Source organism: Allochromatium tepidum (assembly GCF_018409545.1).
Lineage (GTDB): Bacteria > Pseudomonadota > Gammaproteobacteria > Chromatiales > Chromatiaceae > Thermochromatium > Thermochromatium tepidum_A.
Genome location: NZ_AP024563.1, coordinates 1,041,528 through 1,065,533, shown reverse-complemented (window position 1 = coordinate 1,065,533; position 24,006 = coordinate 1,041,528). Strand labels below are relative to the sequence as shown.

The following is a 24,006-nucleotide window of genomic DNA, read 5'->3' as shown; positions in this document are numbered from 1 at the left end:
CAGGAATTCGCTTTGAAAAAATTAACCATTCCGCATCTTTGCGCTGAGGCGAGTAAATTTTCTAAAGATGAAAGCGGGCATTCCGAACCATCGCTGTTTGGCGTCACAGACGGCAAAGCGGTCGGCACCTATCTTGAACATAAATTTCGCGCTTACCTCAAAAATAAAGCCTATACATTCGAAGCAGGAAATTCCGCCAACGGTATTGATTTTCCAGATCTGAATGTTGATATGAAGGTTACGAGCATTCGGCAGCCTCAATCGTCATGCCCGTTTAAGTCGGCGCGTCAAAAAATATATGGATTAGGTTATTCCTTGATTATCTTTGTCTACGACAAAAAAGATGATGAAGCATTGCGCACGGCGACATTAAACATTATTCACACCATTTTTATTGAAGCTGGTCAAACAGCTGATTTTCAGCTGACCAAAGGTTTGCGCAATATTCTAGACAACGAAGGCAACACTGAAGACCTGATAGCCTATCTGTTCGAAAAAAATCTTCCGATTGATGAAATCGAGTTGCACAAACTTGCAACAGAAATCAAAAATACTCCCCCAAAACAAGGCTATTTGACTATATCCAATGCGCTGCAATGGCGCTTGCAATACTCAAGAGCGATTGATCAGGCGGGTACCGTCAACGGCGTGATTGCAATTTATACAGGCAACCAGCCTTGACAGCACATCGCAAACAAAAAATCGAATTTGGCGATTTTCAGACACCTGATAACTTAGCTCAGGCAGTCTGCGAAAAGTTGCTGAATTTCGGCATCTCTCCAAATGTTATCATTGAACCAACATGCGGTGTGGGAGCTTTTATTTTAGCAGCGGCATCAGCTTTTCCAGCAAGCCATGAAATTTACGGATTTGAAATCAATCACGCTTATCTTGATGCCTTGCGCGAAAAACTGCACGGCTTAAAAAATCAATCACAAATCAAGCTTGTACAGGCTGATTTTTTTGCACTAGATTGGGATAACATACTGCGCGCCTGTTCAGGCTCGATACTCGTTTTAGGGAATCTTCCATGGGTCACGAACTCGACTTTGGGCACAATCGAAGGCGAAAATCTTCCGAAAAAAAGCAATTTTTCAAAGCAAAGCGGATTTGATGCGCTAACTGGAAAGTCAAATTTTGATATTTCCGAATGGATGCTGTTGGAAATTTTACGCTGTCTTCAGGGGCGCTCCGGCGATTTGGCCATGCTGGTCAAAACTGCCGTGGCAAGAAAAGTATTAGCACAGTTGCAACGGCAGAATCTGCCGATTCGTGAAGCGAGCCTGTTTGCAATCGACGCTAAAAAATCGTTCAATGCTTCCGTTGAAGCCTGTCTTTTATTTATTCGATTATCCGCTGACCCATCAGATCGATTAACGCAATATACCGTATACAGTGATTTTCAAAGTGATCACGGGATCAAAGTCGGCTATCGACACGGCTTGACGGTTAGTGATCTTGATGCATTCGATACTTCATCTTTTTTGTTTGGAACATGCCCGCAAAAATGGCGCTCAGGAATCAAACATGATGCCGCGCCTGTGATGGAATTGACGCGCATGCCGGATCGATTCGTCAATGGCTTTGGTGAAGTCGTTGATATTGAACATGATTATCTGTTTCCTTTGATGAAAGGATCCGATATTGGAAGCGGCAAGCCATGGCGCGAAAAATTCATTGTGGTGACACAGCATTTCGTCGGCGAAAGAACCGACAGAATGCGCGATCTTCATCCGAAGACATGGAACTATCTTGAGCGTCACGCCACACTGCTTGATTCCAGACGCAGCTCGATCTACAAAAATAATCCCAGGTTTTCAATTTTCGGCATCGGTGATTATGCTTTCCGCCCCTGGCGAATCGCTATTTGCGGCCTTTATAAATCGCTCAATTTTCGCCTGATCGGCCCAGTAGAAGACAAGGCTGTCATGTTTGATGACACAGTTTATTATCTTTCCTTTGAGCAGGAAACGGATGCGCGAGAAGCGTTCGCTTTGATTACGGCAGAACCATCCTTGAAACTTTTGTCATCATTGATCTTTTGGGATGAAAAACGACCCATCAAGACAGCTATTCTGAATACTCTGAATTGGTTGAAACTGGCGAAAAAACCTAAAATAGCGATTCAATCCGAAATGCAATTCACGCTAGAACTGAGCACTTGAACATGACCCTGAACTGGTTCAAATTCGCCTCGCCCGCGACCTTCTATCCGCTCGCAGGCCGTCTCACCCGCCCCTTCTGGATCCTGACCGGCGTACTGCTGGTGATCGGCCTCTACTGGGGCTTCTTCCAGACGCCCGATCAGCTCGGCGGCAGCAACGCGCAGAAGGAGTACTACCGCATCATCTTCATCCATGTGCCGGCGGCCTGGATGTCGATGTGGCTCTATATCGTGATGGTGTTCTGGGCGGCGATCGGGCTGGTGTTCAACACCCGGCTGTCGTTCATGATGGCCAATGCGGTGGCGCCGACCGGTGCGGTCTTCACCTTTCTAGCACTCTGGACCGGCGCCTTCTGGGGCCGTCCGAGCTGGGGCACCTACTGGGACTGGGATCCGCGTCTGACCTCGGAGCTGGTGCTGTTCTTCCTCTATATCGGCTATATCGCGCTGCACTCGGCGATCGACGACACCCGCCGCGCCGATCGCGCCTCGGCCCTGCTGGCGATCGTCGGGCTGGTGATGGTTCCGGTCATCTACTGGTCGATCAACTGCCCCGACCCGACCCAGTGCGCGGCCCTGCACCAGCGCTCGGGACTGGGCAAGATCGACAGCAACATCCTGTTTTCGATGCTGACCATGACGCTGGCGTTCTGGATGTACGCGTTCGCGACCGGCTTCATGCGACTGCGCTCGATCATCCTCACGCGCGAGGCCGAAGCGAGCTGGGTCCAGGAACTGCTGAACCGGGAGCATTCACGATGAGCGAATTCTTTTCTCAGGGCGGTTACGCCTTCTTCGTCTGGGGCGCCTACGGCATGGTGGCGCTGGTCTTGGTGGCCGAGGTGCTGCAATTGCGTCTCCAGCATCGAACCATTTTGGCGCGATTGAGTCGATTGGCCAGACTGTCCCAATCCTCGCGCCCGGAGTGACATTTCGACATGAAAGCACGACAGAAACGACTGGTCTTCGTCGGTCTGGCGATCCTGGGGATCGGCGCGGCCTCGACCCTGGCCATCACCGCCCTCCAGAGCAATCTCTCCTATTTCTTCAGCCCCACGCAGGTGCTGGCCAACGAAGCGCCGGCCGATCACGTCTTCCGACTCGGCGGACTGGTGCGCGAGGGGACGCTCCAGCGCCAGGACGACGGGCTGCTGGTCAACTTCGAAGTCACCGACAATGCCGCGACCGTCAAGGTCGCCTACTCGGGCATCCTGCCGGATCTGTTCAAGGAAGGAACCGGCGTGGTCGCCAAGGGCCGGCTGCGCCCGGACGGCGTGTTCCAGGCCGAGGAAGTCCTGGCCAAGCATGACGAGGAATACATGCCGCCCGAGGTCGCCGGCACGCTCCAGACCGCCCATGCCGAGGGCGTGACCAACGCCGCCGCCGGCCAGTCAAACAGCGGAGCGGCCAACTGATGGTCCCTGAACTCGGTCATTTCGCCCTGCTGCTGGCGCTGATGCTGACGCTTGCACAAGCGAGCATCCCCCTGATCGGCAGCTTCACCGGCAACCGCGCCTGGATGGCCATGGCGCGTCCGTTGGCCTGGGGTCAGCTCACCTTCATCGGCATCGCGTTCCTCTGTCTGCTGATCGCCTTCCTGGGCGACGACTTCTCGGTCCTCTATGTCGCGTCCAATTCCAATACCCTGATGCCGACGCTCTACAAGGTCTCGGCCATCTGGGGTGCGCACGAAGGCTCGCTGCTGCTGTGGGTGCTGATGCTCGCCGGTTGGGGCGCGGCGGTCGCGCACTTCAGCCGCAACCTGCCGTTGCCGATGATCGCGCGCGTCATCTCGGTGCAGGCGATGATCGCCATCGGCTTCCTGCTGTTCATGCTGCTGACGTCCAACCCGTTCGCCCGCATCTTCCCGGCGCCGCTCGAAGGCCGTGACCTCAATCCGCTGTTGCAGGATCCGGGACTGGCGATCCATCCGCCGATGCTCTACATGGGCTATGTCGGCTTCTCGGTCGCCTTTGCCTTTGCCATCGCCGCGCTGATCGGCGGCAAGCTGGACGCGGCCTGGGCACGCTGGTCGCGGCCCTGGACCACGGTCGCCTGGGTGTTCCTGACCATCGGCATCGCGCTCGGCTCCTGGTGGGCCTACTACGAACTCGGCTGGGGCGGCTGGTGGTTCTGGGATCCGGTCGAGAACGCCTCCTTCATGCCCTGGCTGGTCGGCACGGCGCTCATGCACTCGCTGGCCGTGACCGAGAAGCGTGCGGCCTTCAAGAACTGGACGGTGCTGCTGGCGATCTCGACCTTCTCGCTCTCGCTGCTCGGCACCTTCCTGGTGCGCTCGGGCGTGCTGACCTCGGTCCATGCCTTCGCCACGGATCCGACGCGCGGCAGCTTCATCCTGCTGTTCCTGTGCGTGGTCATCGGCGGCTCGCTCGCGCTCTATGCCTGGCGCGCGCCGACGATCTCCGGCGGCGGGCGCTTCGATCTGCTCTCGCGCGAGACCTTCCTGCTCATCAACAATCTGCTGCTCGCCACCCTGGCGGCGCTGGTGCTGTTCGGCACCCTGGCCCCGCTGATCTACGAGGCGGCGGGCTGGGGCAAGATCTCGGTCGGCTTCCCCTGGTTCAACAAGATGTTCGTCGCCCTGTCGCCGCTGCTGATCCTGGCCACGGCCATCGGGCCGCATGTGCACTGGAAGCACGACGAGGCCTGGCGTCTGGTGCGCGCGCTCTGGATCGCGCTGGCACTCGGCATCGCGGCCTTCGTGGTCACTGGATTTCCGGGTGTCTCCGAGGGGCCTCTGGCGGTCGGTTTCGGCGTCGGCATGGCGGTGTGGCTGGCGGCGTCCCACCTGCTCAGTCTGTTCGACCGGCTCAGGCACAAGGGCGGACTGCGCGGTCTCAAGGCCGATCTCATGGGCAACAGTCGCGGCTATTACGGCATGTGGCTGGCGCACCTGGGGCTGGCGGTCTTCATCGTCGGCGTCACCATGGTCTCCATCCACGGTGAAGAGACCGACGTGCGCATGTCGCCCGGCACCAGTCACGAGGCTTCCGGCTATCGCTTCCAGTTCAACGGCGTGACGGCCGTGCCCGGACCCAACTATCAGGCGTTCCGGGGCGACTTCGTCGTCTATCGCGGTGAGCGCGAGATCGCCCGCCTCTATCCCGAGAAGCGCAAATATGTCTCAGGCGGGATGCCCATGACCGAAGCGGCGATCGACGCCGGTCTGCTGCGCGACATCTATATCTCGCTCGGCGAGCCGGTCGGTGATCAGGGCGACTGGGCCTTGCGCCTCTATTACAAACCCTATGTGCGCTGGATCTGGCTCGGCTGCATCCTGATGGCCATCGGCGGCACGCTGGCCGCGACGGACCGGCGTTATCGTACCGTCCGCCAGACCGCGACCGTTCCGTCCGACGCCGCGCTCGCCAAGGCTTGAAGGATCGACTATGAACACATCCGCCAAACGCGCCCTCATCCCGCTCGGGATCTTTCTGGCCCTGGCTGCCCTGCTCTTCTACGGGCTGCAACTGGACCCGCGCAAGATCCCCTCGCCGCTGGTCGACAAGCCGGCGCCTGAGTTCAGCCTGCCCGATCTCAAGGATCCCAACCAGACCCTGACCCGCGACATTCTCATCGGCCAGGTGTCGCTGGTGAACGTCTGGGCCTCCTGGTGCCCGTCCTGCCGTCAGGAACACGCCGAACTCATGCGTATCGCGCGCGAGCACGGTGTGCGCGTGATCGGCTTCAACTGGAAGGATACCCGACCCGAGGCGCTGGCCATGCTCCAACGCTACGGCGATCCCTATACGGTCTCCCTCTACGACCCGGATAACCAAGCCGGCATCGACTGGGGCATCTATGGCGCGCCCGAGACCTTTATCGTCGACGCTGAGGGCATCATCCGTCACAAGCGGGTCGGACCGATCGACGCCCAGGTCTGGGCCGAAGAGATCCGGCCCATCGTCGCGCGCTACCAAGGGGGCAAACCATGATCCGGACTCAGACCCAGTCGCTCGCGGCCGCGCTGATGCTGGCCGGCGCCCTGCTGACGACCGCTCCGGCTCACGCCTTCACCCTGGAAGAGTTCACCTTCGAGGATCCGGCACGCACCCAGGAATTCCGCGATCTCACCGGCGAGCTGCGCTGTCTGGTCTGTCAGAACGAGTCGCTCGCCGGCTCACAGGCCGGCGTCGCTCAGGATCTGCGCAAGGAGATCTATCGCATGATGCAGGAGGGCCGGAGCCGTCAGGAGGTCATCGACTTTTTGGTCGAGCGCTATGGCGACTTCGTGCTCTACGAGCCGCCGCTCAGACCCTCGACCCTCATCCTCTGGTTCGGCCCCTTCCTGTTCGTCGGCTTCGGCGCCTATCTGCTCGCGCGCACGCTCCAGCGCAAGAAGGCCGAACCCGAGCAGGATCTGAGCGAGGCCGAACGCGCCCGACTGCAACAGCTACTCGCCCAGACCGGCGACCAACACGACTAGAACCCCATGATCATCTTCTGGATTCTCGCCGGCCTTCTGCTGGCTCTGTCGCTCGTCTTCGTGCTCGCGCCTCTGGTGCGCCCCACGCCGCCGGATACCGCGCCCGGTCAGGATCGGCTCAACCTGGAGGTCTTCCAGCAGCGTCTGAAGGAACTCGATGCCGACCTGGAAGCGGGTTTTCTCGACAAGGAACAGTACGACGCCGCACGGCGCGATCTGGAGCGCGAGTTGCTCTACGACCTGGACGGTGCCGAGACCGCTGCGGCCGCGCGTTCGAGCTCGGCCTTCAGCCGCTGGGCGATGGCGCTGATCCTGACCATCATCGTCCCGGCCGCCACCGTGCTCGCCTATCTGGAACTCGGTCGAACCGACCTGATCGACCAGCGCCAGGCGGCCGCCATGGCGGACAGCCCCAACGCCAAGGCCGCCTCGCTGGAGGAGCTGGTTCAGCAGTTGGAAAAACGGCTCGAACAGGAACCGGCGAACATCGATGGCTGGATGATGCTCAGCCGCACCTATCTGGCCATGGGTCGGCTCAACGCCGGCGTCAAGGCCATGGAGCGCGCCTATACGCTCGCACCCAACGAGGTCGAACTCAAGATCGCCTATGCCGAGGTGCTGGGACTGGCCGATCCCGACAAGAGTCTGCTGGGACGCCCGGCTGAACTGATCGCCGAGGCGCTGACCCTGGAGCCGACCAATTCCAACGCCCGTTGGTTCTCGGGTCTGGTCGCCTTCCAGCGGGGTCAGTATCAGGCCGCGCGGACCACCTGGCAGAGTATCCTCGACGAACTCGACCCGGCGAGCGAGGAAGCCGGCAATCTCAGAAAGATGATGGACGAAGCCCAGCGTCGCGCCGGGGTTCCAGCCGAGACTGCTTCCGCAACGTCGAGCGAAACGACAGCGCCCGAAACCGCGCCTACCTCACAGGCGGCGTCCCAAGCCGACTCCCAAGCGAGTCTGACCGTGGCCGTCAGCCTCGACCCGAGTCTCTCGGATCGCGTCTCGCCCGAGGATACGGTCTTCGTCTTCGCGCGTGCCGTTCAAGGGCCACCGATGCCGCTGGCCGTGCAGCGTCTTCAGGCCAAGGATCTGCCCGCCACCGTGACGCTCGACGACAGCCAGGCCATGAACCCGGCCCTGCGGCTGTCGGCCTTCGAGCAGGTTCGGGTCGGAGCGCGGATCTCGAAGAGCGGTGAGGCCACACCTCAGTCGGGCGATCTGTTCGGCGAATCGGGACCGGTTCAGCGCGATGCCCAGACCGATGTCCAGATCCGGATCGATCAAGTGCGGCCCTGAACGCCAAAACGGGCGTACAGGACTTCTGAGTCCTGGCGCCCAGCGCACGATTTCCGATCATCGAGTTCGGCTCAGTCCGCGACGGACTTTTCATAGGTTCCGACCAGCTCGGCATGGGCCAGGATGTGATCGTCCATCGCCAGCAGCAGATCGTCCTTGCCGGGCGTCCCCAGCGCCTCCGGTAGCCGCACGTCCAGCGCATAGAGCCGATGGAAATAGCGGTGACGCCCGATCGGCGGGCAGGGTCCGCCGTACCCCGTCCGCCCCCAGCTATTGATCCCCTGCCCCGTGCCCTCGGGCAATCCATGACGCGCCGCCTCCTCGGGCAGTCCGCCGCACTCCGGCGGGATGTTGTAGAGGATCCAATGATCCCAGACCATGCGCGGCGCGGCCGGATCGGGCGCATCGGGATCGTCGACGATCAGCGCCAGACTCCGAGTGCCCTCCGGCAGGTTCTCCCAACTCAGTGGTGGAGAACGATCCTCACCATCGCAGGTGTAGTCACGCGGAATGGACCCGCCATCGACGAATGCGTCGGATTTGAGAACCAGTGCCATTTTTGGCCTCCAGCGTTGTGCTAACGTTTGAACCAAGACAGGATCGAACCGCACCCCAAGGTGATTTCGGCACGGTTCCACAGCGAACGATCCCCGTTTCGGGTCATGACAGGCCGTCACGGGCGTGCGGTTCGATCAGCAAGCGCTCTCACGATCCCTAGCTGTGCGTCCTTCGGCGGCCTTCTCATCGGCCGCCACTTTTTATCCAGTGCGCCGTAAAACCCCGTCCTTCAGGGCGGGGATATAAGGCGCTCGCCCGAAGGGCGAAAGGGGTGTTTTTACAAGCTATAGTTAGTGTATAATATGCGCCATGATCGTTCAACGCGCCTACCGCTATCGTTTCTATCCGACGGAGGAGCAGGCCGAGCAGTTGGCCCGCTCGTTTGGCTGCGCGCGTTGGATCTATAACTGGGGTCTTCAGCAGCGCACCGACGCCTTCTATCAGCACGGCCGGCGCCTCTACTACAAAGACCTCGCCGGGCAACTGAAAGTCCTGAAGCAAGCCCCGGACACCGCCTGGCTCGCCGAGGTCTCCAGCGTCATCCTACAACAGGCGCTGCGGCATCTGGACGCGGCCTTCGCGCGGTTCTTCAAAAAACAGGCCGGATATCCGGCCTATAAGTCGCGCCGGGGCGATCAGTCCTGCTCCTACATGCGCAATGGCTTTACGTTCCGCGACGGGCGGCTGACCTTGGCTAAACAGCGCGAACCGCTCGACATCCGCTGGTCACGACCGTTACCGAAAGACGCGGCGCCGTCCTCTGTGACCGTCACCCGCACCACGGGCGGAAAATACTACGTCTCATTCTTGATCGAGGCGAACGTCCAGCCGTTGCCGGCGACGACCCAGGAAACGGGTATTGACCTCAACGTCAAGGAACTGGTGCTGAGTACCGGCCGGCGCTTTCAGCCACCCAAGGCGCTCAAGCGGCTCGAACAGCGCAAGCGGCGCTATCAACGCGCCTGCCGGCGCAAGGTGGCGGCGGCCAAGAAAGCCCTGGGCCTGGATCCCCAGGCGCCGCTGCCCAAAGGCACGCGCCTGCCGATCTCCAACAACCTGCACAACGCCCACAAAAAAGTGGGGCGCATCATGGAGCGCCAAGCCAATGTGCGCCGCGACTGGCAGCACAAAACCACTACCACCATCGTGCGCGAGAACCAAGTGATCGCGATGGAAGATCTCTACGTCCGGGGCCTGACCGCCGGCGCCAAGGGAACAGCCGAGCAGCCGGGGAAACGGGTTCGCCGGAAAGCGGGCCTCAACCGGGCGATCCTGGACGTGGGGTTCGGTGAAATCCGCCGTCAGATCGACTACAAGGCCCAATGGTACGGGCGCACCATGGTACTGATCGACCGCTGGTATCCGTCGAGTCAGCGCTGTTGCCGCTGCGGACACCTGCATCGGGCGCTGCGCCTGAGCGACCGCCACTGGACCTGTTCGGCGTGCGGCACGCGCCATGACCGCGATCTGAATGCGGCGCGCAACATCCTGGCGGCAGGCCAGGCCATCCTCCAGGGCGCGGACGCCCTGCGGGTGCATGAGTGAGTTGGGACTACCGGAGGACGTCCGGGACGTAAAGCCTGTGGAGCGGGTGCTGACGGCGGAACGGCGGTGGTTGAGCCGGTCTACGCGTCATCCCGCATTGAAGCAGGAAAGGCGATTCGCGAGGACCGCCCGGCCGGGGAGCCGTACCCTGGGAATCCCCGTCCTTTAGGGCGGGGAGGATGTCAACGCGTACTTGGGTGGATGATCCCAGATCCATCCTCTCCCGCGACCGTCCGCAACGCCTGCTGGGCGATCTCCAGTTCCTCGTTGGTCGGGACGACCAGTACCCGGACCTCCCCATCGGGCGCACTGATGCAGCGCTCGCCGCGCAGGGCGCGCGACTCGTTGAGTTCGGTGTCGAGCCGGATGCCCAGGCGCTCCAGTCCTTCGCAGGCACGGCGACGGATCTCGGCCGCGTTCTCGCCGATGCCGCCGGTGAAGACGACGGCATCGACCCGGCCCAGCTCGGCGTAATAGGCGCCGATGTATTTCTTGAGCCGGTGCGTGGTGATGGCGATCGCCAGCTCGGCGCGCTCGTCGCCGGCGGCGGCCAACTGGTCGATCTCGCGCATGTCGTTGACGCCGCACAGTCCCAGCAGGCCGCTCTGACGGTTGAGCAGCCGGTCGATTTCGTCGGCGTCCAGCCCCAGATGCTTGCACAGGTAGATGACGACCGCCGGATCGATGTCGCCGCTGCGCGTGCCCATGACCAGCCCTTCGAGCGGCGTCAGGCCCATGGAGGTGTCGACGCACTGCCCGGCACGAATCGCCGTAGCGCTCGCGCCGTTGCCCAGATGCAGGGTGATCAGATTGCACTGGTCGAGCGGTTTACCGAGCAGCTCAGCCGCACGCTTGGCGACATAGTGATGCGAGGTGCCGTGGAAGCCGTAGCGGCGGATGCGATGCTCGGTATAGAGCGCCTCGGGGATGGCGTAGCGATAGGCCGAAGGCGGCATGGTCTGATGGAAGGCCGTATCGAAGACCGCCACCGCCGGCACGCCCGGAAAGTGCGCGCGCGCCGCTTCGATGCCGGCCAGATGACCGGGATTGTGCAGCGGAGCGAGCGGAACGACCTCGCGGATGGCCGCGATCACCGAGTCGTCGATGCGCGCCGGCTGCTTGAAACGCACCCCGCCATGCACGACGCGATGGCCGATGGCGGCGAGCTCCGAGACCTCGACCAGCACGCCGCTGTCGCGCAGGGCGCGGATGATGTGATCGATGCCTTGCTCATGATTCGGGATCGGCAGCGCTTCCTGGCTGGAATGCGATGCCTCATCGCCGTCGAGCCAGTTGAGCTTGATCTCGCCCTCCGGCTCGCCGATGCGCGCCACCAGACCCGAGGCCGGCGCCTGCCAGTCCTCGACCCGGAAGAGCTGATATTTGATCGAGGAACTGCCCGAGTTGAGAACCAGAACCTTCATTGAGCCGTTTCCTCGTTGCCGGTGATGGTCGCGCCGGACGCATCCTGCGCCTGGATGGCGGTGATGGCCACAGTGTTGACGATATCGGTCACGGTACAGCCGCGACTGAGATCGTTGACCGGCTTGTTCAGCCCCTGGAGCACAGGTCCGATGGCCACGGCGCCGGCACTGCGCTGCACCGCCTTGTAGGTGTTGTTGCCGGTGTTGAGGTCGGGGAAGATCAGCACCGTGGCATGACCCGCCACCTCGCTGTCGGGCATCTTGGAGCGCCCGACCTCGATGTCGACCGCCGCGTCGTACTGGATCGGTCCCTCGACCTTGAGATCGGGCCGGCGCTCGCGCACCAAGCGCACCGCCTCGCGCACCCGGTCGACGTCCTCGCCCTTGCCCGAGCTTCCGCTCGAATACGACAGCATGGCGATGCGCGGCTCGATGCCGAAGGCCGTCGCCGTCTGCGCCGAGCTGATGGCGATGTCGGCCAGTTCCTCCGAATCCGGATTGGGATTGACGGCACAGTCGCCATAGACCAGCACCCGATCGGGCAGGCACATGAAGAACACGCTGGAGACGAGCTTGACGCCCGGCTTGGTCTTGAGCGTCTCGAACGAAGGCCGGATGGTGTGCTGGGTGGTGTGGGTCGCGCCCGAGACCATGCCGTCGGCATCGCCGTGATAGACCATCAGGGTGCCGAAATAGCTGACGTCCTGGAGGATGTCGTAGGCCATCTGTTCCGAGATGCCCTTGTGCTTGCGTAGTTCGTAATAGGTCTTGGCATAGCGGACGCGATCGGGCGAGTCGACCGGGTCGATGAGGCGGATGCCGTCGAGGTGCAGACCCAGTTCAGCCGCGCGTCGCCGGATGCGCTCCGGATTACCCAGCAGTGTCAGGTCCGCGACCTGGCGCAGACTCAGGATCTCGGCGGCGCGCAGGATGCGCTCGTCACCGCCCTCGGGCAGTACGATGTGCCGGCGTCTGGACTTGGCGCGGCGGATCAGCTCGTACTCGAACATCAGCGGCGTGACACGCTCGGAATGATGCACGGCGATGCGTCCGCGCAGCTCGTCGAGATCGACGTTCGCCTCGAAGACACCGAGCGCGGCGGCGAGCTTGCGATCGTCGCCCGGCAGCAGACCGGCTTCGATGCGGCTGACGTGCATGGCGGTGGTGAAGGTGTCGGTCGGCACCTGGAGGATGGCGACCTTGGTGCGGCGCAGACCCTCGATCAGGTCGCGGACCTTCTCGGCCGGTCGCAATCCGCCGGTGAGCAGCAGCCCGGCCACGCGCGGAAAGGCGGTGGAGACATCGGCGGCCAGGCTGGCCAGGATGATGTCGGAGCGGTCGCCGGGCGTGATGATGAGACAGCCGTCCTCGACATAGCGCAGGAAGTCCGGGATCTCCATGGCCGCGATCTTGTAGTTGGTGACGACCTGGTGCAGGGCATCGCCCTCGCCGTAGAGACATTCGGCACCGAGCGCCTGACGGATCTCGCCCACGGTCGGCATCCCGAGCGTCGGTTGTTCCGGGAGCACATAGACGGTCTCGGTCTCGGTGAGCAGGTGCTGGACCCGGCCGCGCACGGTCTCCAGATCCTCGGGGGACACGCCGTTGACTACGCTGGCCAAAAAATCGGCGCCGCGCTCGCGCATCAGTTCGTGCGTGATATGCAGCGCGTCCCAGGCCTCCTGCGGGGTGCGCCCGAAGCCCTTGACCACGGCCACCAGGCTGCACCCGAAGTTGTTGGCCAGATCGACGTTGAACCCGAACTCCAGCGAGGGGATGAGTCCGTTGTAGTCGGTGCCGGCGCAGACGACCAGATCGCACTGCTCTTCGAGCATCTTGAACTTGTTCATGATGAGCTTGAGCAGCTCGTCGTAGCGCCCGCTGCCGATGAACTGGCGCGCCGTCTCCACGGTGCAGCCGTAGAGCATCTCGGGTGGAAAGGGCAGGTGGTAGCGCGCGCGGATCAGGGCGGTCAGATTGTCCAGCTCGGCGCCCTGGGGCGCGAAGGGCCGGAAGAAGCCGACCCGGCGGCCCACCGCCGACAACATCTCCATGAAACCCAGGACGACGACCGACTTGCCGCTACCGGCGCCGGCGCCGGCGATATAGATGCTTTGCATGATCTCACTCTGACGGGAAAGGGTTCGGCCGCGCCTCTGGCGCGGTCGCTGAAATGCTGCATGGCGCCAAAATACCAGATTCTCCCCGACGAGGGGCGACGAGTCCGTGACATCGGCGTCACACGTCGTTCAGGGTCGGTGCGAGGGTGTTGCGCTACGGCGGTCCCGGTCGCGTTCGTCCTGAGCGAGGATGTCGTCGAACACCTGATGCAGGCGATAGAAGTCCGCAACCGAATCGAGCCGCCGTAACTCACGGCCCCGTTCATCGAAGAAGAGGATCGCCGGTGCGTGCCGGATTCCGAGCGCATCGGCCCAGGCGCGGGCCGTGGTGCGCTCGCCGTCGGGCGTGATGACGGGCGTGTCGGAGCGCCGGTCGAGCTGGACGGTGTCGAGCGCCTCGAAGCGACATCGGATTTCGGGCACGCGCAGCACCCGACCGTGGAGCACGTCGCAGGGGTGACAGTCGCCGCGCTCGAAGAACACCGCCAGCGGGCGCTCGGCCCGAATCCGGCGGTCGAGCACATGGGGCGGCGGACTGAAGAAGGGCTGGTCGTTGAGATCCTCGCTGTCGAAGACCAGACGCTCGTCGCCGCGCGCCAGATAGTCGTCGAAGGACTCACGCTGGTAGTGACCGTCGGCGACGTATTCGAGCGCCGCCCGGAACGGATAGATCGGATAGTAGCCGCGCAGTCTGAGCGCCAGCCGACCCTCGGCGTCGTAGAACAGGAGCGAGGGTGTGAAATCGGTCTGCTCGCGTCGCGCCCAGGTGTGTTCGTCGAGTCGCTCGCCGTCCAACGTCCTGATCTCGGCACGGCCATGGATGTCGACGGACACCAGGTCGAAATGACGGCGGAGATAGGCGACGAGATCCGGATCGGCGAGGTTCACGCGCATGAATCGCTCGCAATGGACGCAGTGATCCTGGCCGAAATAGACCATGAGTCCGCGCTTGCCGGCGGCGATGGCGGCTTCGAGGTCGGCGCGGATGTCGAGCCGGCCCGACAGGAACCAGTCCGGATACGCGGCCGTCTCGCTGACACGCTGCATTGCCGTGCCGCCCTCCGGATCCAGGTCGTCGGGTCGATCGAACGCCGGCGCCGCCGAGCTGAACACGATCAGCACTGAAATGAGGTTCTTTCGAGCCAGGGCCGAAAACTCAATCGTCCAGGCCATATTGGTGCATCACCTGCTTCTGCTGTTCCAGCCATAACGGCATCACCACTTGCCACAAGCGGCCTTGCGCCGCCTCGATCGTCGACGACGCTGAGGTCGATCAGGCGATCGTCTAATGAGGCATGATAGCGATCCGTTGTCCGTCATGTACCCCACGGCTAAAGCCGGGGGCTTGCATCTGTACTCGGACAGTCCCTTGTCGTCATCGCTCCAACGTCCCAATCCGGTACCCCGCCGGGCGCTTGGCATTGACGAGATCGATCAGGTTCTCGCCTTTGAGCACCGCATCGTTCTTGGCCTATCCGCCCGCCCGGCTCCCGGCCATCCGGTAGCGTTCCCCCTCGCGTTGGACCAGACCCAGTTCGGCGAGAGCGGCGAGGGCGTCGGCGATCAAAGGGGCGGTCTTCTTCGGGTCTTTGAAGCCGGCGACCAGGGCGTCCAGGGTCAGGGCTTCGTCGTTTAGGGTTTCGCGCACGGCGGCGATCTGGTCGCGCATTCCTTTCGGCCAGGGGCGTTTTTTGAGCTTGGCGGGGGCGCCGGTGTCGGTGCGGGGCGGCGTCTCGGTATCCGGCGCGAGGTCGGTCTCCGTCTCCAGTGGCGCGGTAGTCTGTTCGGGGGTGGGTGCGGCGTCGGGGTTCTGGTAGTCGGGACGGAGCCAACGGATCCGGCCGCGTGCTTCCTCGGCGGCGCGTTCGGCGTTGAGTTCGACCAGACGTTGCAGCAGGATCTCTTCGGCCTCGGTCTGGGCTTCGGGTTTGTCGGGAAGCGGGGTGGTGGCTCCGGGGCGACCGATCAGCCGTTCGGCCGGATCGTCCCAGCCATAGGCGGCGAAGACGGCGCGGTCGAGGGCGTCGTGCAGTTCGGCGAGCAGTGAGACCAGTCCTTGAGCGTGGATGGTCTTGTCCTTGGCGGTGAGCGGCTCGCCGGCGCGCAGTTTTTCGAGCACGTTGTACATCCCGGTCAGGGTCAGTTCGGGATGGGCGGCCTGCCGGCGCTTGCGGTGGGCGTCGAGCCGTTCGGCCAGCTCGCGGATGGTGGCGGCTTGCTCGGGTGTCGCGTCGGGGAAGGGGAAGGTCTCGAAGCAGCGGGTTTTGTTGTAGCGGGGATCGTTGCCCACCCCGAGTCGACCGCCCGCCGCCAGCGCCCAGACGACATGCGGACGGCTCGACAGGATGCCGAGGATCAAGGCATCGTCGCCGGCGATGTTGACCAGCATGTTGTCGGGCAGGACCGCGGCGTCGAGGAACTGAAAGATCCGGTGCTTCGTCGTTTCGACGGTGGCGATGAAGCGCGGTAATCCGGCTGACATGGTGCGCCAATCGCGTCGAGCCTCGCCGAACAGCCACCAGTTGTCGCGATAGGTCGCGCGGTTGTTCTGATCGCGTTCCGGCTTGACCCGCTCCAGCAGCCATTGATAGACCGTCGGGAAGCGCTCGCGCACTTCATCGGCAGTCAACCCAAACAGATCGATGACCATGACGCCGCGCGGCTTGTCGGCCAGATCGCGGCCATTGCGGTAGGCTCGGATATGACGCTCCAGTCCGTCGATCGCGCCAAGACCGAGTTGACGCGCCTCTTCCGGCGTGATGATGAACCCGGCGCCGTGCAGCTTGACGCCGGGGGAACTGAGGCCCAGGTTCGCACGCAACGGCACAGCTCCCGCCACATTGGCCCCGATCTTCAAATCGGCAAAGATCCGCCCCGACCGCTCCAGCAACTCGACCTGCACGCCATCCCGATCGCTTCCAAGTTCCTCGCGCACCTGAAGCAACCGCCCCTCGTACTCCCCGGCCACACCCACCGTCATCGCAATCCGCACCTGCGCCCCATCCGCCGCATCCACCCAGGGATGATCGGGAATGGCAAACGCCAGCGCCAGCGGCGGCTTGGCCTGAAGCTGCGCCTGAATCACCCGCCGATTGAAGGTCTGCCGAATCGAATTGGTCGTGATGAACCCAAAACCCTTCGCCCGTCCCGCCCGCACCGTCTCCGCCGCGATATGCCACCAGTACATGACGAAATCCGCCGATTCCGGCACCTCCGGCCAGGTCCGGCGCACCGCCTCCACATAGCCGTCCCCGAGCGCCCGCCGCATGGTCGCGGCCCCGATGAACGGCGGATTGCCGACGATGAAATCCGCCTCCGGCCACTCCGCCCGACGCGGCTCGACATACCGCACCTGCGCCACCCGCGCCGACTCGTCCGGAATCGCCTCGCCCGTCACCGGACTGACCCGCAGCGTCACGCCATCCCAGCGCGTCACCGCCCGGCCATCTGCATCCAACACCGGCTCGACCGCCGCATAGTCGATCAACGCATCCCGATGCCGGATATTGTGGAAATCCCGCAACACCGGCTCCGGCGGATTGACATTGCCATAGGTGCGGAAATGCCATTGCAGATAGCCGATCCACAACACCAGCTCCGCGATCCGCGCCGCACGCGGATTGACCTCCAGCCCCAGAAACTGATGCGGATCGACCGTCAGCCCCGCCAGCTCGAACGCCCCGGATTTGACCAGACCGCCCAGCACCTCCAGCACCTCGCCTTCGAGCCGCTTCATGTGCTCCAGGGTCACATAGAGAAAATTCCCGCTCCCGCACGCCGGATCCAGAATCCGCGTCGAGCACAACTGATGATGAAAGGCGCGGATCTCCGCCACCGCCTCCGCCGTCCGTCCGCGCGCGTGATAATTGAGCGCCGCCGCCTGCACCTCCGCCCACTCCGCACGCAACGGCTCGATCACCGTCGGCAACACCAGCCGCTCGACATAGGCACGCGGCGTATAGTGCGCCCCCAGCTTGTGCCGCTCGCGCGGATCGAGCGCCCGCTCCAGCAACGTACCGAAGATCGCCGGCTCGACCTCGCGCCAATCGGCCTCGGCGGCCTGGATCAACAGCCCGATCTGCGCCGCCGACAGCGCGATCACCTCGGGCTCGGCGAACAGCCCGCCATTGAAACGCGGCAGCGCCGCATCGAGCGCCGGCGCAAACCCGCCGCTGTTCATCGTCCGCCACAGACTCGCCAACTGCGGCGCGAAAGACTCGGGCTTGGCCTGCAACCGCTTGAGCAGCTCGGTGAAACTGCGCTCGGGCAACAGCCCCACGTCCTCGGCGAACATGGTCAGCAGACAGCGCATCAGAAACCCGGCGACCCGCTCGGCGGCCTGCCCGTCGGACTCCAGCGACTTGGCCAATCCGGCCAGCCGATCGGCGATCCGGCGCGTGACCTGCCCCGCGCGGCGGCTCGGATCGAGACTGAGCGGATCGAGCCAGAGCGCCCGCAGACGCTCCCGGATCTCGGGGTCGCGCAACTGCTCCAGACGAATGGTGTGACGACGCGCGTCCGGGAAGGCGACATAGTGCCCGCCCGAACGGCTGAACTCGGCATAGAGCGTGAACGAACGCCCGACATCGACGATGACGACGAAGGGCGGACGGCCTTCGTCGGGCGGCAGACAGCGGATGTAATTTTCCGACTGCTGACGCGCCTTGACGATGGCCGTGTCCCAGCCGCCGCTGCCGGTCCGCTTGCCGGTGTCCTTGCCTTCGAGGATGAAGCAGCCGCGCCGGTAGCAATCCACAGCGCGCGTGGTCCGACCGCCATCGGCGAAACGCTCGATCAGCTTGCGCTCGAACACATAGGCGTTGTCGCTATGCTCGGACCCGGCCGGATCGGGCGGCGGCAGGTCGAGTAGCGCGCAGAGTTCCAGAATGAACATCTGGAGATTGGCCCGCTCGTTGCCGCCGTGGCCGGCGCCGCTGCTCCAGCGGGCGATGAAGGCTTCGACGGCCGGGTCGATGTCTGGGTCAAGGAGTGGCACGAAAAGCGTCCCGATTTTTTGAAAAACCTGTCTACAATCTGCGACAACTTGACGCCTTTCGAGCCCGATGCCGTATGACCACGACCAATGACCCCATCGACTGGACCCAAATCGACACTGTCTTCCTCGATATGGACGGCACCCTGCTCGATCTGCATTTCGACAATCACTTCTGGCTCGAACACGTCCCGCGCCGCTATGGTGAGGCGCGCGGCCTGTCGTTCGAGGCGGCCCGCGCCGAGCTGCACGCCCGGTATCGCGACATCGCGGGCACGCTCGACTGGTATTGCGTCGATCACTGGAGCCGCGAGCTGGGTCTGGACATCGTGCTGCTCAAGCGCGAGGTCGAGCATCTGATCGCGGTCCATCCGCATGTGCCGGACTTCCTGGAAGCCCTGGCCGCGCTCGGCAAGCGGCGCGTCCTCGTCACCAATGCCCATCAGAAGACACTCGCGCTCAAGCTCGAACGCACGCCGCTCGCCGGTCATCTGGAGCGCGTGATCTCGGCGCACGATCTCGGGATCGCCAAGGAGTCGCCCGAGTTCTGGCCGGCGTTCCAGGCGATCGAGCCGTTCGACCCCGAGCGCACGCTCTTCGTCGACGACGACCTGGATGTCCTGCGCGCGGCGCGTGCGTATGGCTTCAGTCAACTGCTGGCCGTGCCGGCACCCGACTCCAAACAACCGCCGCGCCGAACCGACGAGTTTCCGGCGATCAGCGACTTCTCGGCGCTGCTGCCCGGACTCGCCGCCTCGGCTCAGTCCACGGTCTCGGGCGCCTGATCCGAAACCGTCTCCGTCTCGGTCTGAGCGGAACGCCCCTCCACTGTCGGTTTGCGCCGACGCCGACGCCGCTTGCCGGATTTGGCCTCGGCGGATTCCGCATCGACCTTGGCGGCCGGTGCCTCGCCGGTCGGCTCCACGCTCGTACCCGCCGGACGCGGCGTCTCGGCGGGCCGGGCCTTGGCCGATGACTTCTCGACCGGCTCACGCGGCTTGACCGGCGGACTGGTCAGGGCCGCCGGTTCGAGCTGACCGCGCACACGCTTGATCCGGCGGATGATCGGCATGTCCGGGATCTCCAGCTCCGGCCCGGTGCGCTCAGGCCACTCGTCGACGATCTGGTCGAGGAAGCTCTCGTCGAGCGTCCTGAGGCGGGCGGGCGCGTTCGAGACCGGACGATCTTGACGCGGACGCGGCGTAGGTGCGCCGGCCTCGACCGATGCACCGTCCGGCGCACCTACGCCGCGCTCGCGTGTGCCACGCCCGCCGCGCCCATCACGCCGTTCCTCACGATCGGCGCGATCCGGCCGAATGCGGCTGCGCGGATCGACCTCGGCGAGCAGCGCCGGATCGACGGGCTCGACCGGCACCTTGGCCCCGATGTACTGCTCGATGTCGAGCAGACAGAAAGCATAGGTCTCGCAGACGAAGCTGACCGCATCCCCCGCCGCCCCGGCGCGCGCCGTGCGACCGATGCGGTGCACATAGTCCTCCGGGTCTTCGGGCAGGTCGTAGTTGACCACATGGGTCACGTCCGGGATGTGCAGACCGCGCGCGGCCACGTCCGTGCCGACCAGCACCGGCAGCGTGCCGTTGGTGAAGTCGCGCAACAGCTTCAACCGCTTGGGCTGGGGCACGTCGCCCGAGAGCACGGCGGTGTCGATGCCGTTGCCCTGGAGATAGCCCCAGACGCGGTCGGCCTCGCGCTTGGTGTTGACGAAGACGATGATGCGCCCGTCCGGCCAGCCGCGAATCAGCCCCAGCAGCAGCGGGATCTTCTCCTCGTTGGCGGTCATGTAGCAGACCTGACGCACCCGGTCGGCCGTGACCTGCTCGGTCTCGATCTTGACCAGACGCGGATGGTTCATGTGCTCGTAGGCCAGCTCCGTGACCCGATAGGAGAGCGTGGCCGAGAACAGCATCCCCAGCCGCTGCTCGACCGGCGGCATCTGGCGGAACAGATAGCGGATGTCCTTGATGAAGCCGAGATCGAACATGCGATCGGCCTCGTCGAGCACCACCACCTCGATGCTGCGCAGATCGAAGACGTGCTGTTTGTAGTAGTCGATCAGGCGTCCGGGCGTGCCGATCAGGATGTCGACCCCGCGCGCCAGCTCGTCGCGCTGCTGCTGATAGCCGGTGCCGCCATAGACCACGGTCGAGCGCAGACCCGTGTGTTTGGCCAGAGACAGGGTGTCCTTGTGGATCTGCACCGCCAGCTCGCGCGTCGGCGCCAGCACCAGCGCCCGTGGGCCACGGCGACGCTTGGCGGAAGCGGCCGGTGCGGGCATCGGCTCAGGCTCAGACGCGGATTCGGCTTCGAGCGCGGCTGCCGGCTCAGGCGACTCGGTCTCCGGCGAGTCGTCCGCCGAGACGGGTGTCTCAGGCGCCGCCGCCGACTCGGGCACGGCTCCAGGCGGCTGATGCAACAGACGCTGCATCAGCGCCACCAGGAAGGCCGCCGTCTTGCCGGTGCCGGTCTGGGCCTGTCCGGCGATGTCCCGGCCTTCCAGGGCGATCGGCAGGGTCTCGGCCTGGATGGGGGTGCAATGGGTGAAGCCGGCGTCGGCGAGACCGGCGAGGATCCGGGGATCGAGCGCGAGACTGTCGAAGCGGGTCGAGGTCAGATGTGTGTCGGTCATTGAAGCTGTCGGTGAACGTCCGGGTTGGCCTGCTGAGCGGTTTCGAAGCCTCGCGGACGGCAAGGCTTGCAAATTACCTTCGCTTTGGATCAAATAGCATCTTACTCAAGGGCCGATACCAACGCCAATTCACAGGCCCCATCCTCGTTCCGATCCACGCGCGACGCCGCTCCGGCGAGCCTTCACGCCCTTCGCCAATCCATCAAGTCCATATAAATACAATGGGAGACGACTTCAGTGAGCGATCGCATCGTCCATGTGACCGATGACTCTTTCGAAGAAGAGGTTCTGAAATCCCCCGATCCGGTGCTGGTCGACTACTGGGCCGACTGGTGCGGACCCTGCAAGATGATCGCTCCCGTGCTCGACGAGATCGCCGACGAATACGCCGGGCGCGTCAAGATCGCCAAACTCAACATCGACGAGAACCCCAACACCCCGCCCCGCTACGGTATCCGCGGCATCCCGACCCTGATGCTCTTCCGCGGCGGCGAAGTCGAGGCCACCAAGGTCGGCGCCGTCTCCAAGTCCCAGTTGACGGCCTTCATCGACAGCAACCTCTGAGCCGCGCGCTCGATTGAGACCCCAGGCGCGGCCCGCCGTGCCGTCGAGGACACTCACCCACGACCGAATCCACGCGGGGCGTCCATCCGGACGCCCTCATCTCCACCCGGCCCGCCGCCCTCGCCGCACGCCCCGACGACATCGCCTCCACAGCGAAGCGCGGCCGCCAACCCAGACATCCGTCCTGACGAACACAACCGTGATGAATCTAACTGAACTCAAGAAGATGCCGGTGCCCAACCTGGTGGCCCTGGCGCAATCCATGGACATCGAAGGCGTCGGCCGCTCGCGCAAGCAGGATCTGATCTTCGCCATCCTCAAGGCCCAGGCCAAGAAGGGCGAGGACATCTACGGCGACGGCGTGCTCGAGATCCTCTCGGATGGGTTCGGTTTCCTGCGCTCGGCCGATGCCTCCTATCTGGCCGGGCCGGACGACATCTATGTCTCGCCGAGTCAGATCCGGCGCTTCGCGCTGCGCACCGGAGATACCATCTCGGGCAAGATCCGTCCGCCCAAGGACGGCGAGCGCTATTTCGCGCTGCTCAAGGTCAACGACATCAACTACGACCGCCCAGAGAACGCCAAGAACAAGATCCTGTTCGAGAACTTCACGCCGCTCTTCGCCCAGCAGCGCCTGACGCTGGAGATCGGCAACGGCAGCACCGAGGACATCACGGCCCGCACCATCGATCTGATCGCGCCCATCGGCAAGGGGCAGCGCGGTCTGATCGTCTCGCCGCCCAAGGCCGGTAAGACCATGATGCTGCAGAACATCGCGCAATCCATCGGCCACAACCATCCCGACTGCTATCTGATCGTGCTCCTGATCGACGAGCGTCCCGAGGAAGTGACCGAGATGGCGCGCTCGGTGCGCGGCGAGGTCATCTCCTCGACCTTCGACGAGCCGGCCACCCGTCACGTCCAGGTCGCCGAGATGGTGATCGAGAAGGCCAAGCGGCTGGTCGAGCACAAGCGCGACGTGGTCATCCTGCTCGACTCCATCACCCGTCTGGCGCGCGCCTACAACACCGTGGTGCCCTCCTCCGGCAAGGTGCTCACCGGCGGTGTCGACGCCAACGCCCTGCAACGACCCAAGCGCTTCTTCGGCGCCGCGCGCAACGTCGAGGAAGGCGGCTCACTGACCATTCTGGCCACGGCGCTGGTCGACACCGGCTCGCGCATGGACGATGTGATCTATGAGGAATTCAAGGGCACGGGCAACATGGAGATCCACATGGATCGCCGTATCGCCGAGAAGCGCATCTTCCCCGCGATCAACATCAACCGTTCCGGCACGCGGCGCGAAGAGCTGCTGATGGGGCAGGCGGAGCTTCAGAAGATGTGGATCCTGCGCAAGATCCTGCACCCGATGGACGAACTGGCCGCGATGGAATTCCTGCACGACAAGCTCAAGGCGACCAAGACCAACGACGAGTTCTTCTCGTCGATGAAGGGCTGAGGGATGAACCGACACGCCTGAAGCCGCCGGCATCGCCGTCGCTACGGCGTCTCGCGCCCCGTCGGGGCGGTCGAGAAGCCCGGCTCGTCCGGCATGACACCGGCGGGCGCGGCCAGAATCCGGTTGCGCCCGCCTTCCTTGGCCATATAGAGCCAGCGGTCAGCCACATCCACGAAGGCGTCGAGCGTCTCGCCCTGATACTGGGCCACGCCGCCGCTGATCGTCGGTTCGAGCCCCGACGCCGCCCATTCCAGCCTGGCGACCGCTGGCCAGATCGATCTCGTGGACGAGGCACTGGTAGATGTAGCGCCTGTTGTAGAGCCCGGTCAGTGGATCCGTGAAGAAGGCCGCGCGCAACTCCTCCTGGATCGCCTTCGGTTCGGAGCAAAAAACAGATGTCCGCCAGACCGATTCGCGCACGAACACGCCGGAATCCGCATCCTCGATGCCGGCGAGATTCATCGACAGCGTCAGATCGCGCTCGGCATCGGTCCAGTACCAGGTCGAGGATGGTGGCCATGCCGGGGACGAAGTCGGCGTTCATCCCGCTCTTGGTAGCCAGCGCGGTCTCGCCTTCCAGCAGGGCCGGCAGATCCTCGCGCTCGCGCGCTTTGGAATCGGCGGCGATTGCGACCAGACTGGTCAGCGACAGTGAGAGGCTCACAAGCAGGAACCGAGCCGGGGTGAAGAGGTGTTTCGAAGGGCGCATCGTATCAGGATCCTTGACAGTCGATGGCTCGATTCGTGTCTTAGTGTATACGTTTTCGGCTCAGAGCAAAGACCGTT

21 protein-coding genes are annotated in these 24,006 nt (G+C 63.5%); 14 read left to right on the top strand and 7 right to left on the bottom strand.

From position 1 onward, the window contains the following. Positions 1-12 precede the first annotated feature (12 nt). Genes Atep_RS04935 through ccmI form a run of 9 tightly spaced genes read left to right on the top strand, consistent with a single transcriptional unit; the run spans position 13 to position 7,910 of the window. Entirely contained in the window at positions 13-681 is a 669-nt protein-coding gene (locus tag Atep_RS04935; RefSeq protein ID WP_213380534.1) for a type II restriction-modification system restriction endonuclease, read from the top strand. Further along, positions 678-2,165, top strand: coding sequence for a class I SAM-dependent methyltransferase (locus tag Atep_RS04930; RefSeq protein ID WP_213380533.1), 1,488 nt, complete (start codon positions 678-680; stop codon positions 2,163-2,165). The genes Atep_RS04935 and Atep_RS04930 overlap by 4 nt, the downstream gene beginning before the upstream one ends. Before the next feature lie 2 nt (positions 2,166-2,167). Next, positions 2,168-2,926: a cytochrome c biogenesis protein CcsA gene (ccsA, locus tag Atep_RS04925; RefSeq protein WP_213380532.1), complete on the top strand. Its 759-nt coding sequence runs from the start codon at positions 2,168-2,170 to the stop codon at positions 2,924-2,926. Further along, entirely contained in the window at positions 2,923-3,093 is a 171-nt protein-coding gene (gene ccmD, locus Atep_RS04920; RefSeq protein ID WP_213380531.1) for a heme exporter protein CcmD, read from the top strand. The genes ccsA and ccmD overlap by 4 nt, the downstream gene beginning before the upstream one ends. A gap of 9 nt (positions 3,094-3,102) precedes the next feature. Then, positions 3,103-3,579 (top strand): cytochrome c maturation protein CcmE, encoded by a 477-nt coding sequence (ccmE, locus tag Atep_RS04915; protein ID WP_213380530.1) that lies wholly within the window; start codon positions 3,103-3,105, stop codon positions 3,577-3,579. Then, complete coding sequence (locus tag Atep_RS04910; protein WP_213380529.1) at positions 3,579-5,564, top strand: heme lyase CcmF/NrfE family subunit; 1,986 nt, start codon at positions 3,579-3,581, stop codon at positions 5,562-5,564. Before ccmE ends, Atep_RS04910 begins: the two co-directional genes overlap by 1 nt. Positions 5,565-5,574: 10 nt before the next feature. Next, on the top strand, positions 5,575-6,120 hold the full coding sequence (locus Atep_RS04905) for a DsbE family thiol:disulfide interchange protein (RefSeq protein WP_213380528.1): 546 nt from the start codon (positions 5,575-5,577) through the stop codon (positions 6,118-6,120). Continuing rightward, complete coding sequence (locus Atep_RS04900) at positions 6,117-6,611, top strand: cytochrome c-type biogenesis protein (protein ID WP_213380527.1); 495 nt, start codon at positions 6,117-6,119, stop codon at positions 6,609-6,611. The genes Atep_RS04905 and Atep_RS04900 overlap by 4 nt, the downstream gene beginning before the upstream one ends. A gap of 6 nt (positions 6,612-6,617) precedes the next feature. Next, on the top strand, positions 6,618-7,910 hold the full coding sequence (gene ccmI / locus Atep_RS04895) for a c-type cytochrome biogenesis protein CcmI (protein WP_213380526.1): 1,293 nt from the start codon (positions 6,618-6,620) through the stop codon (positions 7,908-7,910). Between the two features lie 71 nt (positions 7,911-7,981). On the opposite strand, the gene Atep_RS04890 is transcribed toward ccmI, so the two are convergent. Continuing rightward, the gene (locus Atep_RS04890; RefSeq protein ID WP_213380525.1) at positions 7,982-8,467 is read right to left on the bottom strand and encodes a YbhB/YbcL family Raf kinase inhibitor-like protein; all 486 of its coding nucleotides are present in this window, start codon (positions 8,465-8,467) and stop codon (positions 7,982-7,984) included. 310 nt (positions 8,468-8,777) lie between these two features. On the opposite strand from Atep_RS04890, the gene Atep_RS04885 reads away from it, so the two are divergent. After that, positions 8,778-10,013 (top strand): RNA-guided endonuclease InsQ/TnpB family protein, encoded by a 1,236-nt coding sequence (locus tag Atep_RS04885; RefSeq protein WP_236786499.1) that lies wholly within the window; start codon positions 8,778-8,780, stop codon positions 10,011-10,013. Between the two features lie 182 nt (positions 10,014-10,195). Here Atep_RS04885 and Atep_RS04880 read toward each other — a convergent pair whose 3' ends face one another. The 4 genes from Atep_RS04880 to Atep_RS04865 form a co-directional block, all read right to left on the bottom strand. Further along, on the bottom strand, positions 10,196-11,437 hold the full coding sequence (locus Atep_RS04880) for an acetate/propionate family kinase (protein ID WP_213380524.1): 1,242 nt from the start codon (positions 11,435-11,437) through the stop codon (positions 10,196-10,198). Then, positions 11,434-13,557, bottom strand: coding sequence for a phosphate acetyltransferase (pta, locus tag Atep_RS04875; protein ID WP_213380523.1), 2,124 nt, complete (start codon positions 13,555-13,557; stop codon positions 11,434-11,436). Before pta ends, Atep_RS04880 begins: the two co-directional genes overlap by 4 nt. 129 nt (positions 13,558-13,686) lie before the next feature. Next, positions 13,687-14,730, bottom strand: coding sequence for a thioredoxin family protein (locus Atep_RS04870; RefSeq protein ID WP_213380522.1), 1,044 nt, complete (start codon positions 14,728-14,730; stop codon positions 13,687-13,689). A gap of 298 nt (positions 14,731-15,028) precedes the next feature. Next, positions 15,029-18,553, bottom strand: coding sequence for a class I SAM-dependent DNA methyltransferase (locus tag Atep_RS04865; protein ID WP_236786496.1), 3,525 nt, complete (start codon positions 18,551-18,553; stop codon positions 15,029-15,031). A gap of 74 nt (positions 18,554-18,627) precedes the next feature. Here Atep_RS04865 and yrfG point away from each other — a divergent pair, with 74 nt between their 5' ends. Continuing rightward, positions 18,628-19,335, top strand: a complete 708-nt coding sequence (gene yrfG, locus Atep_RS04860) for a GMP/IMP nucleotidase (RefSeq protein ID WP_213380521.1) — start codon at positions 18,628-18,630, stop codon at positions 19,333-19,335. Here the strand turns inward: yrfG and Atep_RS04855 are convergent. Next, positions 19,311-21,197: a DEAD/DEAH box helicase gene (locus Atep_RS04855; RefSeq protein ID WP_213380520.1), complete on the bottom strand. Its 1,887-nt coding sequence runs from the start codon at positions 21,195-21,197 to the stop codon at positions 19,311-19,313. The two genes, yrfG and Atep_RS04855, sit on opposite strands and share 25 nt — an antisense overlap. A gap of 237 nt (positions 21,198-21,434) precedes the next feature. On the opposite strand from Atep_RS04855, the gene trxA reads away from it, so the two are divergent. Continuing rightward, complete coding sequence (gene trxA, locus Atep_RS04850) at positions 21,435-21,761, top strand: thioredoxin TrxA (RefSeq protein WP_153973903.1); 327 nt, start codon at positions 21,435-21,437, stop codon at positions 21,759-21,761. 202 nt (positions 21,762-21,963) lie between these two features. Further along, the gene (rho, locus tag Atep_RS04845; RefSeq protein ID WP_213380519.1) at positions 21,964-23,220 is read left to right on the top strand and encodes a transcription termination factor Rho; all 1,257 of its coding nucleotides are present in this window, start codon (positions 21,964-21,966) and stop codon (positions 23,218-23,220) included. 41 nt (positions 23,221-23,261) lie between these two features. On the opposite strand, the gene Atep_RS04840 is transcribed toward rho, so the two are convergent. Beyond that, entirely contained in the window at positions 23,262-23,429 is a 168-nt protein-coding gene (locus Atep_RS04840) for a hypothetical protein (protein WP_213380518.1), read from the bottom strand. A 128-nt stretch (positions 23,430-23,557) separates the two neighbouring features. Here Atep_RS04840 and Atep_RS04835 point away from each other — a divergent pair, with 128 nt between their 5' ends. Next, on the top strand, positions 23,558-23,875 hold the full coding sequence (locus Atep_RS04835) for a hypothetical protein (RefSeq protein WP_213380517.1): 318 nt from the start codon (positions 23,558-23,560) through the stop codon (positions 23,873-23,875). Positions 23,876-24,006 lie beyond the last annotated feature (131 nt).